Here is a 16,202-nt window from a genome sequence, read left to right on the forward strand (position 1 = left end):
GGAGGGACGAACGGCGGCCGGTCAGCGGCGCGGGGGCGGCTGCCCGGACCGTGATGGTGCGGCGTCGTGGTCCCGGGAGGGCTGCGGTGGCGGGGGTGTGCCGTGGTCCCGCGGGAGCCGCGGCGGCGGCGCGGGCCGCGCGTCCGGGGACGGGGGACGGCGGGACAGGACGCCGGCGGTGGCACCGGTCAGGACCAGGGCGGCCCCCAGGAGTTGCAGCCACGTCAGCCCGCTGCTCAGCAGCACCGCGCTGGCGACGATGCTCACCACGGGCTCCAGCATGCTGCCGATCGACGCGCGCGTGGGACCGATCAGGGTCATCCCGAGGAAGAAGCAGAGGATCGCCACGACCGTGGAGACCAGGGCCAGGGCGAGTACCCAGAGCCAGCCCCGGAACGCGAAGTCGAGCCGCAGGTCGCCGGTGGCCGCCCCGTACAGCAGGAAGGAGACCGCCGCGGCCGCCGAGACGCAGGCCGTCATCACCACGGGGTGCACGCGGCCGCTCACCCGGTCGCCGTACAGGATGTAGACGGTGTAGACCCCGGCGGCGCCGAGCACCTGTAGGACGCCGACGATGTTCAGGTCCGCCCCGATGCGGCCGAGCACGAGGGACACGCCCGCGAAGGACGCCAGGATCGAGCCGATGATGGCCAGCGAGGGCCGGTCCCGGCCGACGACGGCGGAGACGGTGGCCACCAGGGCCGGGTACACGTACAGCAACAGGGCGGCCAGCGCGGGCGAGATGTGCTTGACGGACGAGAAGTAGAGCGCTGACTGCGCTGTGTACAGGACCCCGCCCAGCACGACCAGCCGCAGGAGGTCCGCCCGCTTCGGGGGGCCGGTGCGGCGCGCGTGGCGGATCGCGTACGGGAGGAAGACCGCCGCCGCGAGGGCGAAGCGCAGGAAGAGCAGCGTGGGGAGGGTCAGCCCGTCGCGGTAGGCGAACGTGGCGAAGACGGGCATGAGCCCGAAGCCGGTCGCGGAGAGCCCGATGAGCAGGTAGCCCTTCAGCATTCGTGACCTCCTTCTGCGAGGGACGGGCATCCGGGCGGTCCCGCCGCGGCGGCACGGGGGATGGACGGCGCGGTCACTTGTGGAAGCCCTCCTGATCAGCCTCGGTCACCGTGACGGTACGGGGGCGCTCCGAGGGCAGGAGGAGGGAGTTGAGGGTCCGCCGCATGCTCTGGGCCGCGTCGGGCCGCGCATCGGCCACCTCCAACTCCACCTCCAGGAAGGACTCTCCGTCGTCCCCCGTGCCCACCTTCGTCGCGCAGCGCACCACGCCGGGCAGGGTCAACGCGGTCTGGCGGACGGAGCCGAGGGAGACCTTCTCGCCCCTGATCATCACGAAGTCCGACAGCCGGCCCCGGAAGTAGAGGTAGCCGTCCTCGATGCGGAAGACGTCACCGGTCGCGACGACCCCCGGGGCGGCCAGCGTCCGTCCGGCTCCCGGTGTGTCGGAGATCTTGCGCACGAGCGCCGTGTCGCTGGCGACCATGAGTTCACCGGTGTCCTCGTCGCCGGACGGCTCGCGCAGCCAGACCCGGACCCCGGGCAACGGCAGCCCCACGGAGGCGTACCGGTGCGGGGGTTCCGCGTGTGCGGCGAGGGTGGACACCCGCGGCCCGGCCTCGGTCAGCCCGTAGGTGAGGTAGAGCTCGCCGTCCGGACGGCCCGCCAGCAGCCGGGCCACCTGCTGCGGCGGTACGTGGTCACCGCCGACGGTGAGGGCCCGGACGCCCGACGGCACCCCCGTGGGTTCCTCGAGGAGCCGGCGGACGATCGTCGGCGTGATGGAGGAGTGGGTCACCCCGTGGTCCGCGATCTGTTTGAGGTACCCGGCCGGGGAGAAGGGCGGCCCGGACACCACCACCCTGGCACCGCACCCGTACGCGGCCAGCACCTGCGCGACCATCGCGTACGAGTAGTACAGCGGCAGGTTGACGAGGACGGTGTCGCCCGCGTGCATCCCCACGGCCCCGGCATGCCGCTGCGCGTTGCGCAGCAGGGACGAGGCCCGGTGCAGGCAGGCGCTGGCGGCCCCGGACGTCCCGGAGGTCGACATCAGCACGTCCCCTGCCCGGTACGGGGGCGGGCCGCTGGCCTCGTTCAGCAGGACGGCCGCGCCGCCCGGGACCGGGTGGGCGCGCGGGACGCCGTAGCGCTGCGGGTCGGGCCGGGCGGCGATCAGCGCGGAGACGTCCAACTGCCGGGCCAGCCTGCGGATGCGCGCCGAGGGGGTCGCCGGGGCGACGGCGAGCGGCACGAGCCCCAGGAGCAGGGCGGACAGGTAGAGGCGCAGCATGGGCAGGCAGTTGGAGAGCGCCAGCAGCACGGCGCTGCCGGGCGGCAGACCCAGCGCGGCCAGCGCGGCCAGGGTGTCGTCCAGCGACGGCTTGGGGCCGTCCGCCGCGCCGGGCTCACAGGAGCGGTCCAGGAACTCGGCGACCCGCCGGTGTTCTAACAGGAGGTCATCCGTGGCAGACATCCGTGGTGTCCCTTCATGGCCGCTGCACCGCGTCGGCGGTCGGCGGGTCGGTGAGCAGTTTCCGGGCGAGCCCGGCGCCGTCGGCACCGTCGTCGGCGGCACCGTCGTCGGCGGCACCGTCGTCGTCGGGCGTCCCGGCACGGAGCACCACGCAGGTCGCCGTGCACGCGTCGCCGTCCTGCCGGTACCCGGCCCACAGCACGTACCTCGCCTGGCCGGTGTGCAGCCAGTGCCCGGCCAGCGCCGTGGCGACGTCCGCGGCGTCGTCGGGGTCCGCCTCCAGGACCAGGGACGGGCCCCGCAGACCGAGGGTGAGGCAGGTGAGTCCGGCCAGGATGCCGGGGTTGGAGCCCGCGAACCGCAGGGGCGAGACCCGGCCGCGCGCCGTGTCCCGGGCGATCCTGAGGTGCGTGGGCAGGGCCCGGCCGTCGTTGGTGACCAGGACGGCGACCTCGTCGGGCTCCGCCAGGACCTCCTCCCGGCAGGGGGCGAGCGCCTCCTCGGCCGCGGAGACGATCAGCCAGGCGACCGGGTCGGCGTAGAAGGACGGTCGGTTGCGCGTGCAGGAGGCGGGGTCGGCGACGGACCGGGTCGCGTGCCCGGCGACGGCGAGCGGCAGGGGCGGTGTGCGGCCGCCGGATCCGGAAGGCACCGCGGTGGACGGCTCGATCCCGGTGGGCGGCTCGGAGTCGAAGAGCAGGCAGGTGTTGAATCCGCCGAACCCCAGGGTGAGGCTGATGCCTCGCGTCCCGTGCGCCTTCTCCGGCCCCCCGCGGGGCAGCCGCAGCGACAGCCCCGGCAGCGGGGTGGAGAGCCCGTGGAGGGGAGGCACCAGTCCCTCCCGGAGGGCGAGCACGGTGGCCACCGCCTCGATCGCCCCGGTGGCGCCGAGACTGTGGCCGAGCGCCCCCTTGGTTCCGAAGACCACGGCGGCGGGCCCGGTCCCGACACAGCCGAACAGCCGCTGGACGGCGGCGGCTTCGACCTCGTCGTTGAGCGGGGTGCCGGTGCCGTGCGCGCAGATCACGGCCACGTCGCCGGGCACGCTGCCCGACCCGGCGAGGCCGCGGCGCACCGCGGCGGTCACGGTGCGCCCGGACGGGTCGGGTGCGGTCAGCCCGGAGGCGTCGTTGGCCGAACCCGCGCCGCTCAGCGTCGCGTACACCCGGGCACCGCGGCGACGGGCCGCGGCGGCGCCCTCCAGCACCAGGAAGCCCGCGCCCTCACCGAGGGTCATGCCGTCGTGCGCCACGTCGAAGGCGCGCAGCCCGGTGGGGCTCATCGTGCCGAGTGCGGAGTGACCGAGCCGCTTGGCCTCGGTCAGGACGTCCACCCCGCCGGCCAGGAAGATGCCCTCGCCGTCGCCCTCGCGGAGCAGTGCCCGGGCGAGCAACAGGCTGTCGGCCCCCGCCGAGCAGGCGGTGGTGACCACCAACGGCCGCCTCCGGTGACCGAGTTGGCGGGCGGCCGCCACGGCCCAGTCCTGCGGCGGGTCCTCGCAGTCGATGCGGGCGTCGAAGCTGGTGCCCGGAAGGAGGGTCAGTCGCCCGTCGTCCGCCGCCACGCCCGCGTCCCGCAGGGCCGCGGTCATGGTGCGCACCGCGAGGGCGACCTGCCGGTCCCAGGCCTCCCGGCCTCCGGGGCGGTAGGCCGGGGAGGGCACGGCGGCGACCCGTTCCGTCCGCAGCCGGTGCGGTGACGCTTGGTCGCCGACACCCGTCGTCCCGGAGCAGAGCCGCTGCCACACCTCCTGGAGGCCCTCGCCCAGCGCGGTCGCCCACGCCATGCCGGTGACGACGACCTCGGGCCCGGCACTCACCACAGCTGACGGCCGAGGTCCGAGGCCTTCCTGCGGGTCAGGGTTCCGCGGAAGGCGGCGACCGACAGGCCGTCGACGGTCGCCTGGCACGAGAAGAAGAACGTGGTGCCGACCAGCCGGTCGGCCCGGACGTCGAAGATCACCTGGTCGCCGGGGACGACGGGCCTGGTGAACCGCGACTTGACGGAACCGATCAGTGTCAGCTCGTCGTCGGCCAGCCGGCTGGTGCTCATCTGGTAGAGGATGATCCCGGACTGCGCGAAGGCCTGCATCAGGTGGCTCCCCGGGTAGATCGCCCGTTCCGGGAAGTGTCCCGCGATGGCGTCGAGGTTCCCGGAGACCGACAGCAGGCTCTTGAGGAAGACCCCGGGCTCGTGGTCGGTGATCCGGTCGATGTAGATCATCGGGTGGCGGTGGCGCAGCCACGTCTTGAGCTCCGAGAAGCCGATCTGCCGGTCGCCACCCTGCTGCGGCTCCTGGGCCGGGGGCTTCGCCGCTGCCGTACGTCCGCCTGGCTGCGTCGTCGTGTCAAGCTGCATCGGGGACGATCCCTTTCAGAGTGTGACGGACAGCCGCAGGCAGCGGCACCGGGCCGCCGGTCGTCGGGTGGACGGCTGCGAAGGTGAGGGTGCCGGAGGCGAGTTCGGTGCGTGAGCCGTCGGTCTCCTCGCGCAGCAGACTGGCCGCCACCCGGATCCGGGCGGCCCCGACGTGCTCCACGACGACCTCCCCGGCGATCGGGTCCCGGTAGGCGCCCGGCCTGCGGTAGCGCACCGTGAGCTCGGTGACGGCGAGGTCGGCGCCGAGTTCGGCGATCCGGGCCAGACCTGCGCCGTGTTCCTCGAAGTGGTCGAGGACGAAGGTCTCCAGGAGGGAGACGTACCGGGAGAAGTGGACGACCCCGGAGGCGTCGGTGTCGACGTGCTCGATCCGGCGCCGTACCGTACCGACGGCGGCAGCCGGGGCGTCCGCCGAGGTCACAGCGTCTCCTGGAAGCGCCGGGTGCCCTCGCCCAGCCGGTCGACGATCTCGTCCGCCTGCGCCTGGCTGGTGATCAGCGGCGGTGCGATCCGCATCGTCGGGTACACGTAGCGCAGGCCGTGGGAGCGCTTTCCGGCACCGGCCATGAACTCGACGTACACCCCGGCCGAGATCAAGTGGGTGCGCAGGACGTCCAGTTGGGCCGATGCGGCCTCGGACAGCTCCACGCCGTGCATGACGCCCAGGCCCCGCGTGTGCGTGAAGATCCCAGGGAAGCGCTCGACGAGCCCGGACTGCAGCCGGTCGGCCAGCCGTGTGCCCAGTTCCGCGGAGTGCTTGAGCAGCCCCTCGCTCACCAGGTGGTCGATGCCGTCGAGCAGCACGGCGCAGGTCAGCGGACGCAGGTCGGAGGTGGAGATGGTGCCCGTGGCACGGGCCCGCAGCTCGCGGCGGGCGATGACCAGGGAGGTCGACAACGCGCCCATGCCCAGGCTCTTGCCGATCACCGTGATGTCGGTGGGGACCGGTCCCTGCGCGTCGTGCATGCCGAACCAGCGGCCGGTCTTCGCGAAGGTCAGCACCTCGTCGGCGACCAGCCAGGTGTCGTTGTCCCCGCACATCCCCGACAGGCGGCGCAGGTACCCGGGCGGGGGCAGCAGGATGCCGGCGTCGCCTTGGACGGGTTCGACGAAGACGGCGAGCAGCCGCTCGGAGTTGGCGGCGAAGTACTCCTCCAGCGCACCCTCGTCGCCGAACGGGATGTGCTCCACCCGCAGGCCGTAGTCGTGGTCCGCGACGGGACCCGGCAGACCCACCCGGTAGTGCCGGCGGTTGAGGAACGGCAGCAGGCCGTGGGTCCAGCCGTGCCAGGCGCCCTCGAACGCCAGGATGGTGTCCCGCTTCGCGCGCTCGGGGCGGTGGCGCAGACGCCTGGGGTCGAACCGCGACTCGAGGACCAGCCGCAGGGCCAGTTCCACTCCCTCGGAGCCGGAGTTGCGGCCCGCGACGTGGTAGGCGTCGCCGGGGAAGTGGTCCGTCCACAGCCCCTCGGCCCCGAACAACCGGTCCAGCAGGACCGCCCGTTCGCGGGAGGCGATCTCGTCGGTCACGTAGCCGGTATCGGTGACGGCCCGTTGCAGGGAACGCCGCACGGTGTCGTGGCCGGCGCCCAGGCAGGCGCTCCCGTAGCCGCCGCTGGCGTCGAAGAGGGTGAAGGTCTCACCGCGTCGGGGCCCGGCGAGCTCGACCGCCTCCAGTTCGACGCCCCGGGCGCCCAGGCAGGCGAACGGCAGGGGCGGGCGGCCGTAGTGGTTGTAGTGCATGGACTGACTTCGCTGGAGCTGGTCGAGTTCGGACTCGGTGAGCCGGGTACTGACTGGCGCGGACAACGGTGTCTCCGTCCCTGACGATGCGATGGGTTGATCGCTGCAGTGCACGTGTACGGTGCCGGCGGGGATGCCCCGATGGCGCCGGCCGGTGGAGCGGGGCCGGTGCCGAACCGATGGGCCGCGGCAAGGGTCAGCCGGCGGACTGGGCGGTGTTCTCCTGCTCCTTCAGCAGCCGCTCCACGAGACTGACGACCGTGCCGAGGGTGCCGAAGTTCTCGGGTGAGAAGTCGTCCTCGGAGACGGTGATGCCGAAGTTCTCCTCGCACAGCACGCGCAGCTCCACGAAGCCGAGCGAGTCGAGCCCGTAGACGTCCCGCAGGCTGTCGTCCGCGTCCATCCGGCCGACCGGGACCTCCACCATGAGTTCGGAGGAGAGCAGTCCCTTGATGGTCTGTGCCACGTTCGTTCCGTTCACTCGGATCTCCTGTTCGACAGCCCTGACCAGGGCGCGTCGCGCAACGCCGCGACAAGGATTCGTGTGGGGAAGGGATGAACCAGATTGAACGATGCCCCGCATGATGTCCACAAGTGGCTCCGGCAAAGTTGGCGGCATTCACCACCTTGCGGCCAGCCGCACATCCACTGCGGAACCATCACGCCGCAGGTGGGGCACGGAGCGGGTCGTCGGGGAATCCTCCGTCAGGGATGTCAGGTTCGCGCCACCCGCCCCACGGGTGCTCCCCCGGCTGCTGGGCACCGCCCGGCGCGGACCGGGTCGCGCACGGGTCGTCGTGTTCCTGACGCCCGTGATCAATTCCACACCGCTCGAAGAGAGTTCAAGGTTCTCTCGTTGCCGACGCGCGGGGCGGCGACAGCCGGGACGGGGGCCCGGCAGTCCGCTCGGCGAACCTTTCTGACGGCTCGTCAGACCAGGACTGCAACACCGGTGCGCTGTCGATGGCTTGCACGCCGCGCAGGCCGGCGATCCGCGTACTCGGGTACGTGTGCAGCGCCGGGATGTCGCGTGTCGCCGGCGAGGCGTGGAGGTTGGTGGACCCGCTCGTGGCGGCGACGAATTCCAGGACGCCCGGAACCTCACCGCCGAGCTGGTGTCCGTCCTGCGTGGGGACGCCGGGCAGGGGGCAGGTGCCGCCGGGGCCGCTGTCGGGTGGTTCTCCAGTGCTGCCACTCTCGCTCTCGGTCACGGCTCGTGGGGCGGTGGCGCAGGGCTGGTGGCGGGTGGCCAGACGACGCTGAGCACGCGGTTCGCCCAGTCGTCGGGGATGCCGGCGATGGTGACGTGGCGGGCGTAGAAGGAGCCGATGAGCATGCTCGTGAGCGCGTCCAGATCGACTGAGCCAGGGAGGTCGCCGGCTTCCAGGGCGTGCCGGAGCAGGGCCCGTCGTGGCTCGACGATGTGCGTCCTGAACAGGTCCAGCAACTCGGGGTGGCGTGCCTCCTCGGTGAGCAGAGAGCCGAGGACGGCCAGAGCGGGGGTGGCCCGCAGGTTGCCGTGGAAGTTCTCCAGGATCGCCAGGGCATGGGCGCGGGGGGTCGGGGCGTCGGCGGGCGGGTCCTCGACCCGGAGCGATCCGATCACGGCGGCGACCAGCTCCGCCTTGTCCCGGTACCGGCGTCGGAGGCTGGGCACGGTGGTGCCCGCGTCGGCCGCCACGGCTTCCAGGGACATGCGCGCGTAGCCGAACTCGCCGAGCCGGCGGGCGGCGGCGGACAGGATCGCCCGGTCCAGGGCCGGGTCCCTCGGCCGTCCGGGCCTTGTCTGCGAATTGCTCATTACATTACGATAGCCGACCGGAACGTAATTCAACGGGGAGGGAATGCCATGACCGAGTCGCTGCCCGCGGGCGCCGTCGTCCGCGCCTCGCGCGCCACCTTCGACCCGAGCCGGTTCGCCGAGGTCGAGGCCCTGTCAACGAAGCAGGCGCAGTACCTGGCCCCGGCCGTCGAGCGACTGCCGGGGCTCATCCGCTTCTACGCGGGCGTCTCGCCGGACGGCTCGATGCTGCAGCTCAGCGTCTGGGACTCGGAGGAGCATGCGGCGCAGCTGAGTCACCTCCGGGAGATGGTCGTCGTCGCGCGCGGGGAGATGGAGGCGGTCGGCGTGACGTTCAGCCCGATCGCCACCTACCCCCTCAGCTGGACCATCTGACCTGACACGGCGATGTCGAGGCCAGCCGGGTCGTCGAGGTTCGGGGGGGCTGACGACGAGGCCGGTACCCGGCGCCGGCGCGGGGATCGACCTGTGAACCAACGAGTGCGGCGACACCGGACCGTCTCCCGGCGGCTCCGGGCGGCACACGGCGCGGCAGCTGCCACCGACTAGGCTTGTCACAGGGCCAGCCACGCGCCGGTCCTGGCAGCCCGCGGTCGGCGCGGACGGGGCCGGGCAGGCGAGGTCCTGCAAGGAGGCCGTCATGACCGCCACGGCCAACCGCGGCGAGATCGAAGCGGACATCAAGGAAACCCTGGGCCTCGTGCCGCACTTCTTCCAGAGCATCCCGACCGAGCTCCTCGGGCCGGAGTGGGAGATCTTCAAGAGGATCGAGCTCGGCGAGACCCTGATTCCGAACAAGTACAAGGAACTGATCGGCGTCGGCCTGCACGCCGAGACCAAGTGCCGCTACTGCAGTCTCTTCCACACCGAGGCCGCGAAGCTCTTCGGTGCGACGGACGAGGAGATCCAGGAGGCCGTCCACTACGCGAAGGCCAGTCTGGGGTGGAGCGCGTACATCAACGGCATGCAGGAGGACTACGACCAGTTCGCCGCCGAGCTCGCCCAGGTCGCGGACTACGTCCGCTCCAAGGCCGCCTGATGGAGCTCGAACGGGTCCGACCGTTGGTGCTGCGCGGCACGTTCCACGCCTACGAGCTGGCCGCGCTCGTCGCGGCGGCCCGTTACGTGGTGGAGTCCGCCCCCGCCGAGGTCCCCCGGGAGGCGCTCGACCAGCTCACGCGCCTGCTGGCCGACTACGACCAGCAGGTACGCGAGCTGGCTACGACGTAGTCACCCGTCGGACCTCCCCGCAAGGAACCGGCCCGCAGGGCTGCCCCGGGTGGGCTCTGCGGGTACTGCGGGCGGACCTGGCGGGGCGGACCGTCGACGTGCGCGGACCGGTGCTCCGGTGGGCGATCCGCGACGGGCCGGTCCGGCCGTCGAAGGGACCGATCGAATCTGAAAGGTGATGGTGAAAATGCCCGTTGTTCTGACGTTGCGCTGGGACGGCGTCACGCCGCAGCAGTACGACCAGGTCCGCGACCTGGTCCGCTGGGAGCAGGACACGCCCGACGGCGCGTTGCTGCATGTCGCCTCCTTCGAGAACGGCGCGCTGCACGTGACCGACGTGTGGAGTTCGGAGTCGGACTTCCAGCGTTTCTTCAACGACCGGGTGGCCGCCGCGGTCAAGGAGAGCGGCATCGAGGGTGAGCCGCAGTACGGTTTCCGGCCTCTCCACCGCCGTTTCGTCGCCCCCGGCGTCGCCGGTGCCGCCGGCTGATCGGCCGCTTCCTCCCTGTGGGTCGGGGCGGGCCACCGGCTCAGCCCCGTTGATCCGGTGGCCCGTCGGATGCGCTTGCCCCTGTCGATCGTGACCCTGGCCGGCCCGGTGCGGTCGTGGGCCGGCCGGACGGAGCAGGGCGCCTACGGAACGTGACCCGGCGATGCCCGGGTGATCAGAGCCGTCGCATCCGGTAGACGCAGGTCCGGTAGGGCATCTCGACGCTGTGGCGGCCGGCCAGGGCCGGGTCGGTGGCGGCCAACTCGGCGATCTCGCGGTCCAGGCGCGCCTGTTCGGCGGCGTCGGCGGTCAGGTAGGTGGAGCGGGACCGCACCAGGTCGACCAACCGGTCCGTCGGGACGGTCACGGTGTGCTCGGTCAAGCCACGTTCGGGTTCGGTGAACCATGGCGTCACCGGCCCGTACTGCCAGGCACTTTCCAGGCCGTACCCCTCGGGGCCGACGATGCCGGAGAGCGCGGCCGCCCACGGGGTCCGCTCGTCGCGGATGTTCCACAGCGCGGCGAAGACGCCGCCCTCGCGCAGCACCCGGTGAATCTGCGGCAGCGCGTCCTGCGGGGTGAACCAGTGGTACGCCTGCCCGACCACGACGGCGTCGACGGACCCGTCCGGCAACGGGATGTCCTCGGCGCTGCCGGCGAGCACCCGCGTGCCCGGGTGGCGTTCGGTGGCCACGGCGCGCATCTGCTCGTCGGGCTCGACCGCGATCACCTCGTGGCCGGCGGTGCGCAACACACGGGTCAAGAGCCCGGTGCCCGCCCCCAGGTCCAGGACGCGCACCGGCTCGGCGCCGACGGCCCAAGTCACCGCCCGCACCGGGTAGGTGGGCCGGATCGAGTCGTACAGGCGGGCGGCGGGACCGAAGGACAGCGCAGCGTTCGACATGCTCGTGAGCGTACCCGGACGGGACTGGGGCAGTCGGCCCGCGCGCGGTGATCGTCGCCCGGGAAAGCAAAACCATCCAACATTTTCCGATGCCGTTCTGCTCGTGCTGCAACAAATATTGCCGCGACTGCCCGGGTGCGGCGGCGGAGCAGCACTGCTGCCGCGGCCTGCTGCTGGCGGCCGACGACCCGGCCGGCGCGCGCGAGGCGTTCGACCGCTGCCGGGACGCCTGGACCGCGGTCGGACGGCCCTACCCGGCGGCGCTCGCCGCGGAGCGGGCCGCTCTCGCGCAGGCGGCCGTGGAGCCCGGCGCGGCGGTCCTCCTGCTCGCCGAGGCCGCCGAGGAGCTCGCCGCCCTCGGCGCGACCAGCGACGAGTCACGCTGCCGCCGACGGCTGCGCGCCCTGGGGCACGAGAGCGCCAACCCCCGCGGCCGCAGCGGCTACGGAGCCCGGCTCTCGCCGCGCGAGGAGCAGGTCCGCGACCTGCTCGCCGACGGGGCCTCCAACAAGGACCTCGCCGCCGCGCTCTTCCTCTCCCCGCGCACCGCCGAGCACCACGTGGCGAGCGTGCTGCGCAAGTTGGGCACCACCCGGGCCGGGCTCGCCCGCGGCGAGGACCCCGGCCGGCGGTAGCGCGAGGGGGAGGCCGTCCGCCCGTGCGCGGCACAGGGGCGACGCCACCATCCGGGGTAGATCAAATCGAGACCTCACGGCCCCGACAAGCCGCCGACCTGCACCTACCCAACGGGCCGTCACGGATGTAACGTCGAGCGCCCCACTCCGAGAGGACGAACATGGCCCTCCCCGACGACTGCACCCTGCTGCGCGCCCACCACGTCGAAGGACTCACCGAGGACGGCCTCGCCGCCCGCTACGACGTGCCCGTCGACCAGATCAACGCACGGTTCGCCGCCATGAGGCGCGCCATCGACACCGTGAAGAACCGTGAGACCACCGAGCTGATGGCCGCTATCCGCCACTACAAGGCCACCGGGGACGGCGCCGAGGACACCGTCCGGCGTGCCCACCGGCGCGGCTGGACGCCCGAGTGGATCAGGAGCAGGACCGGCGTCGACATCGACACCGTCCACCGGATCCTCGCCGGCGCGGACTGAAGCGGTCGCGGGTCGGGGCGGTTCCGCTGCTGCCGGCCCGCGAAGGGGCGCCGCGACACACCAGGTCTTCCACGGCCTTGCTCCCTCGAAGTGATCGGATCCGGGTATCTAATGACGGTTTGTCCTGATTTTTCATCAGGCGCCCGGTGATGCTTGCGTCTAGGTGGGCTGCGGGGCGCCTCATCGCGAGGAGAGGTGAACCCGCGGATGAGTGCTCGTGCTCGTGAAGAGGGCGATCTGCCGTGCTACCGGGTCAGCCGTGAGCGGCCACGGCGTGCGGAGCGTGGAGTGGGGGCGGTACCGGTGGCGTACGCGCTGCTGTCCGGGGTGGCGCTGCTGGCGGCCGCGGTTCCACCGGCGGCGGCCGCGCCGGTGGGGGCCGCGCCGGTGCGGGCGCAGCGGGCCGATCCCTCGCAGACCCTGACGTTCACGGGCGCTCCGCAGACCGTGACGGTTCCGGCGGGGGCGGTGGTGACGATCACCGCGGACGGCGCCGGCGGCGCCGACAACACCGGCGGCGGCTGCACCGTCACGGGGACCGGTGGGACGGGAGCGCGGGTGGTCACCACCCTCCCGCAGACCGTCGCACCGACGACCTTCACCGTCACCGTCGGCGGCACCGGCGGCAAAGGCTGCAACGGCACCGGGACGGGGGGTGCCGGCGGGTTCAACGGCGGTGCCTCAGGGGGGAGTTACCCGCTCACCGGTTTCCACTTCGAAGGTCCCGGCGGGGGCGGTGCCTCCAGCATCAGCATGGGCGCCTCCTTGCTGGTGGTCGCCGGCGGCGGCGGTGCCGCCGGTGGCACCGGTGGCACCGGAGCGGGCTCCCCAGGGGGGAACGGAGGCAACGGCGGGATCACGCCGGATGCCACCGCCGGCACCGCGGGAACTGCCACCGGGCCCGGGGCCGCGCCGGGGCAGGGCGGTGGCGGTGGAAAGACCAGCACCAGCACCGGGGGTCCCGGCGGGCTCTCCGGCACCGCCGCGCCCTGTGCGGTCGTGAACGGCGGGTCGGGGATCGGGTTCTTGGGCACCGCGGTCGGTACCGGCGGCGCGGGCGGCACCTTCGCGGGCGGCTGCGCCGCCAGCGTGATCGGTACCGGTGGTGGCGGTGGCGGCGGGTACTTCGCCGGTGGGGGTGGCGGCAGCGGCGGCGTCAACAGCAGTGGCACCGCGGCGGGCGGCGGCGGTGGCGGTGGAGGCAGCAGCTTCGCCGGCCCCACGGGGACCGGCACGAGCTATGCGCTGTCGACCGTGGGGACTGCGAACCACAACGGCCAGGTGATCATCTCGTACACGCTCGCGTCCTTGACCGTCACCAAGACCCACACCAAGGACTTCACCCAGGGACGGGACGGCACCTACACCATCACCGTGGGCAACGCCGCCGGGGCCGCCCCGACCACCGGCGCCCCGGTCACCGTGTACGACACCCTGCCTCCCGGGCTCAGCGCCGACAGCATCAGCGGCACGGGATGGACCTGCACCCTGAACATCCTCACCTGCACCCGGAGCGACGTCCTCCCCGCCGGGAGCAGCTACCCTCCCATCACCCTGAAGGTCGACGTCTCCTGCTCGGCGCGCGCCGAGGTGACCAACCGCGCCACGGCCCTCGGTGGCGGCGACCCGGACTCCCACACCGCCGCCGACCCCACCAAGATCAAGGGCTACGGGCACGACGAGCGCTGTGAGCGCCACGAGCACTGGTAACCCGAAGGATCCGTGCCAACGGCGGGGCGCGTCCATCCGGGCGGCCCCGCCGTTGCGCGCGCCGCTGATCAGTGGCGGGTACCCGGCGAGCGCCGAAGCCGGCAGCGGTTCATCGGTGTCCGCCGGCGCGGGCCGCGGACGCCTCGTCGTGCCAGGCGTCGGCCAGGGCAGTCGGCTGCGGGGCCGGTGCCGGCTGCGCGGGGGCGCGCAGGCTGCCGTAGCGCTCCATGCGCTGCCAGCGCAGTCGGGTCCCGGCCAGCGCGGTGCAGAGCGACTGGATCACCACGAGGTACATCAGCTGCCGGTAGACGAACTGTTGCAGCGGGAGGGCCCACAGCGCGCCCGGGCGTTCGCCGTCGAGCCGGAAGGCGTACCAGCCCATCAGGAGCTGGAGCAGCAGGAAGGCACCCCACAGCCCAAGGATCCGGACCGGGTCCAGGAAGACCAGGCCGTAGACGGCGAACACGTCCACGACGGGGGCGAGCAGCGGCAGCAGGACCTGGAAGAGCATCAGGTAGCCCAGTCCGCGCCGGCCGAGCCGGCCCGCCGGGCCGCGCTGGAGGAGTGCGCCACGGTGTTTCCACATGGCCTGCAGCGTGCCGTAGCACCAGCGGTAGCGCTGCTTCCACAGGGCACCGAGCGAGGCCGGGGCCTCCGTCCAGGCCTTGGCCCGTTCCTCGTAGACCACGCGCCAGCCGGCTCGGCACAGTGCCATGGTCAGGTCGGTGTCCTCGGCGAGGGTCTCCTCGCTGACACCGCCGACGCCCAGCAGCGCCGAACGGCGGAACCCGCCCACCGCGCCCGGCACGGTCGGCATGCACTGCGCGAGGTCGAAGAGCCGGCGGTCCAGGTTGAAGCCGACCACGTACTCGATGTGCTGCCAACGACCCAGTAGGCCACCGCGGTTGACGACCTTGGCGTTGCCCGAGACGGCGCCCACCCGGGGGTCGGCGAACGGCTGCACCAGCATCCGGACGGCGTCCGGCTCGAAGACCGTGTCGCCGTCCACCAGGACCAGCAACTCGCAGGTCGCGGCGCCGATCCCGGTGTTCAACGCGGCGGGCTTGCCGGCGTTCCGCTGCCGGATCACCCGGACCCAGGGCGGCAGTCGCAGGGACTCCAGGAGATCGGCGGTGCCGTCGGTGGAGCCGTCGTCGACCACGATGATCTCGACGGGATGGTCGGAGGCGAGCAGCGAGCGCACGGCGGCCTCGATGCCCGCGCTCTCGTTGTAGGCCGGGACGATGACGCTGACCGGCTGGGTGACCGGCGGCCCCCAGGGGGTGCCGGCGAGGCGGCTGTGCCGGCGGGCGGCGACCAGAACGGCCGCGGCCCGCAGCACGCTCAGTGCCCCCGCCGCGTAGAGCAGCCAGCCGATGAACCCCAGCATCCGGTCGCTGGACCAGAGCACGGCGATCAGGGCCAGCCCCTGCCAGTGGTCCACGGTCCTGGCCGGCTTCATCGGCGAGGGCAGCCCGACGGCGTCGGAGACCGTGGCGAAGTGGAAGCCGGCGCCCTGCAACCTGGGCAGCAACTGCTCCAGCGCGGCGACCGACTGCGAACGGTCGCCGCCCGCGTCGTGCATCAGCACGATCTGCCCCTGGTGGCCTGCCGGGGTCGCGTTGTCGATGATCCGCTCGATGCCGGGGCGGCGCCAGTCCTCGCTGTCCTGGGTGGTGAGAACGGTCAGGTAGCCCTGCCGGCCGGCCTGTTGGACGGCCTGCCAGTCGCGGTCGGTGAGCGCGTCGTCGGTGGAGGAGTACGGCGGGCGCAGGAGCGAGCTGGTCTGCCCGGTGGCGCCGGCCACCGCCAGCTGCGCCTCGCGCAGTTCGAAGGTGCGCTGCCAGGCGGGCAGGGAACCGAGGTCGGGGTGGCTGAAGGTGTGGATGCCCAGTTGGTTGCCGTCGGCCAGGATCTGCCGGGTCAGCCCGGGGTTGGCCGCGACCTGGTCGCCGATCACGAAGAAGGTGGCGTGCACGTGGAAGCGGCGCAGCACGTCGAGGATCTGCGGAGTCCACCGCGGGTCGGGGCCGTCGTCGAAGGTGAGCGCGATGGTGTTCGGTCCCGGGGCCGCGGTGCGTGGCTGGTCGGCGGCGGCGTCGATCACCGGCCCGCCGTGGACGACCGCGCTCGGCACGGTGGCGTTCGGGCCCTGGGAGAGGGCGGCCTCGTCGGCGGCGGTGCCGTACAGGTGCTGGGTGTAGCCCTGGATCAGCAGCGCCGCGGCCAGCGTCAGCACGGTGACGGTGAGCAGCAGCCAGTGGGTGCGCAGCGGCACGGAACGGACACTGCCGTGCCGGCCCGGGGTCCGGCGGCGGCGTTGGGACATGACGGCTGCTC

17 protein-coding genes are annotated in these 16,202 nt (G+C 72.8%); 7 read left to right on the forward strand and 10 right to left on the reverse strand.

Annotated elements, in window-relative coordinates; all coding sequences use genetic code 11:
- Positions 1 to 21: 21 nt before the first annotated feature.
- The 8 genes from ABD323_RS13210 to ABD323_RS13245 form a co-directional block, all read right to left on the reverse strand.
- Entirely contained in the window at positions 22 to 1,014 is a 993-nt protein-coding gene (locus ABD323_RS13210; RefSeq protein WP_344441630.1) for a DMT family transporter, read from the reverse strand.
- A 73-nt stretch (positions 1,015 to 1,087) separates the two neighbouring features.
- The gene (locus ABD323_RS13215) at positions 1,088 to 2,488 is read right to left on the reverse strand and encodes a class I adenylate-forming enzyme family protein (RefSeq protein WP_344441632.1); all 1,401 of its coding nucleotides are present in this window, start codon (positions 2,486 to 2,488) and stop codon (positions 1,088 to 1,090) included.
- Between the two features lie 13 nt (positions 2,489 to 2,501).
- Entirely contained in the window at positions 2,502 to 4,397 is a 1,896-nt protein-coding gene (locus tag ABD323_RS13220) for a beta-ketoacyl synthase N-terminal-like domain-containing protein (protein ID WP_344441633.1), read from the reverse strand.
- Positions 4,304 to 4,846, reverse strand: a complete 543-nt coding sequence (locus ABD323_RS13225; protein WP_344441634.1) for a 3-hydroxyacyl-ACP dehydratase FabZ family protein — start codon at positions 4,844 to 4,846, stop codon at positions 4,304 to 4,306. Before ABD323_RS13225 ends, ABD323_RS13220 begins: the two co-directional genes overlap by 94 nt.
- Positions 4,836 to 5,288 carry an acyl-CoA thioesterase gene (locus ABD323_RS13230; protein WP_344441635.1) on the reverse strand — a complete coding sequence of 151 codons (453 nt, stop codon included), beginning with the start codon at positions 5,286 to 5,288 and terminating at the stop codon, positions 4,836 to 4,838. Before ABD323_RS13230 ends, ABD323_RS13225 begins: the two co-directional genes overlap by 11 nt.
- Positions 5,285 to 6,676 carry an aminotransferase class III-fold pyridoxal phosphate-dependent enzyme gene (locus tag ABD323_RS13235; RefSeq protein ID WP_344441637.1) on the reverse strand — a complete coding sequence of 464 codons (1,392 nt, stop codon included), beginning with the start codon at positions 6,674 to 6,676 and terminating at the stop codon, positions 5,285 to 5,287. Before ABD323_RS13235 ends, ABD323_RS13230 begins: the two co-directional genes overlap by 4 nt.
- Before the next feature lie 130 nt (positions 6,677 to 6,806).
- Positions 6,807 to 7,091: an acyl carrier protein gene (locus ABD323_RS13240; protein ID WP_344441638.1), complete on the reverse strand. Its 285-nt coding sequence runs from the start codon at positions 7,089 to 7,091 to the stop codon at positions 6,807 to 6,809.
- A gap of 726 nt (positions 7,092 to 7,817) precedes the next feature.
- Entirely contained in the window at positions 7,818 to 8,411 is a 594-nt protein-coding gene (locus tag ABD323_RS13245; RefSeq protein ID WP_344441640.1) for a TetR/AcrR family transcriptional regulator, read from the reverse strand.
- A gap of 48 nt (positions 8,412 to 8,459) precedes the next feature.
- On the opposite strand from ABD323_RS13245, the gene ABD323_RS13250 reads away from it, so the two are divergent.
- From ABD323_RS13250 to ABD323_RS13265, 4 genes are all read left to right on the forward strand, one after another.
- The gene (locus ABD323_RS13250; RefSeq protein ID WP_344441641.1) at positions 8,460 to 8,786 is read left to right on the forward strand and encodes a hypothetical protein; all 327 of its coding nucleotides are present in this window, start codon (positions 8,460 to 8,462) and stop codon (positions 8,784 to 8,786) included.
- Between the two features lie 265 nt (positions 8,787 to 9,051).
- Positions 9,052 to 9,450 (forward strand): carboxymuconolactone decarboxylase family protein, encoded by a 399-nt coding sequence (locus tag ABD323_RS13255; RefSeq protein WP_344441643.1) that lies wholly within the window; start codon positions 9,052 to 9,054, stop codon positions 9,448 to 9,450.
- Positions 9,450 to 9,641: a hypothetical protein gene (locus tag ABD323_RS13260; protein WP_344441644.1), complete on the forward strand. Its 192-nt coding sequence runs from the start codon at positions 9,450 to 9,452 to the stop codon at positions 9,639 to 9,641. Before ABD323_RS13255 ends, ABD323_RS13260 begins: the two co-directional genes overlap by 1 nt.
- 187 nt (positions 9,642 to 9,828) lie before the next feature.
- Positions 9,829 to 10,131 carry a hypothetical protein gene (locus tag ABD323_RS13265; protein WP_344441646.1) on the forward strand — a complete coding sequence of 101 codons (303 nt, stop codon included), beginning with the start codon at positions 9,829 to 9,831 and terminating at the stop codon, positions 10,129 to 10,131.
- 175 nt (positions 10,132 to 10,306) lie between these two features.
- On the opposite strand, the gene ABD323_RS13270 is transcribed toward ABD323_RS13265, so the two are convergent.
- The gene (locus ABD323_RS13270; protein ID WP_344441648.1) at positions 10,307 to 11,035 is read right to left on the reverse strand and encodes a class I SAM-dependent methyltransferase; all 729 of its coding nucleotides are present in this window, start codon (positions 11,033 to 11,035) and stop codon (positions 10,307 to 10,309) included.
- Positions 11,036 to 11,124: 89 nt separating this feature from the next.
- On the opposite strand from ABD323_RS13270, the gene ABD323_RS13275 reads away from it, so the two are divergent.
- The 3 genes from ABD323_RS13275 to ABD323_RS13285 all read left to right on the forward strand — a co-directional run bounded on the left by ABD323_RS13275 (position 11,125) and on the right by ABD323_RS13285 (position 13,862).
- The gene (locus ABD323_RS13275; protein ID WP_344441649.1) at positions 11,125 to 11,670 is read left to right on the forward strand and encodes a helix-turn-helix transcriptional regulator; all 546 of its coding nucleotides are present in this window, start codon (positions 11,125 to 11,127) and stop codon (positions 11,668 to 11,670) included.
- A gap of 161 nt (positions 11,671 to 11,831) precedes the next feature.
- Positions 11,832 to 12,152, forward strand: a complete 321-nt coding sequence (locus ABD323_RS13280; RefSeq protein ID WP_344441651.1) for a hypothetical protein — start codon at positions 11,832 to 11,834, stop codon at positions 12,150 to 12,152.
- 288 nt (positions 12,153 to 12,440) lie between these two features.
- Positions 12,441 to 13,862 (forward strand): hypothetical protein, encoded by a 1,422-nt coding sequence (locus tag ABD323_RS13285; RefSeq protein ID WP_344441652.1) that lies wholly within the window; start codon positions 12,441 to 12,443, stop codon positions 13,860 to 13,862.
- A 109-nt stretch (positions 13,863 to 13,971) separates the two neighbouring features.
- Here ABD323_RS13285 and ABD323_RS13290 read toward each other — a convergent pair whose 3' ends face one another.
- Positions 13,972 to 16,191 carry a bifunctional polysaccharide deacetylase/glycosyltransferase family 2 protein gene (locus ABD323_RS13290; protein ID WP_344441653.1) on the reverse strand — a complete coding sequence of 740 codons (2,220 nt, stop codon included), beginning with the start codon at positions 16,189 to 16,191 and terminating at the stop codon, positions 13,972 to 13,974.
- Positions 16,192 to 16,202 lie beyond the last annotated feature (11 nt).

Origin of the sequence: Kitasatospora nipponensis (assembly GCF_039528135.1) — a bacterium.
Classification (GTDB): domain Bacteria; phylum Actinomycetota; class Actinomycetes; order Streptomycetales; family Streptomycetaceae; genus Kitasatospora; species Kitasatospora nipponensis.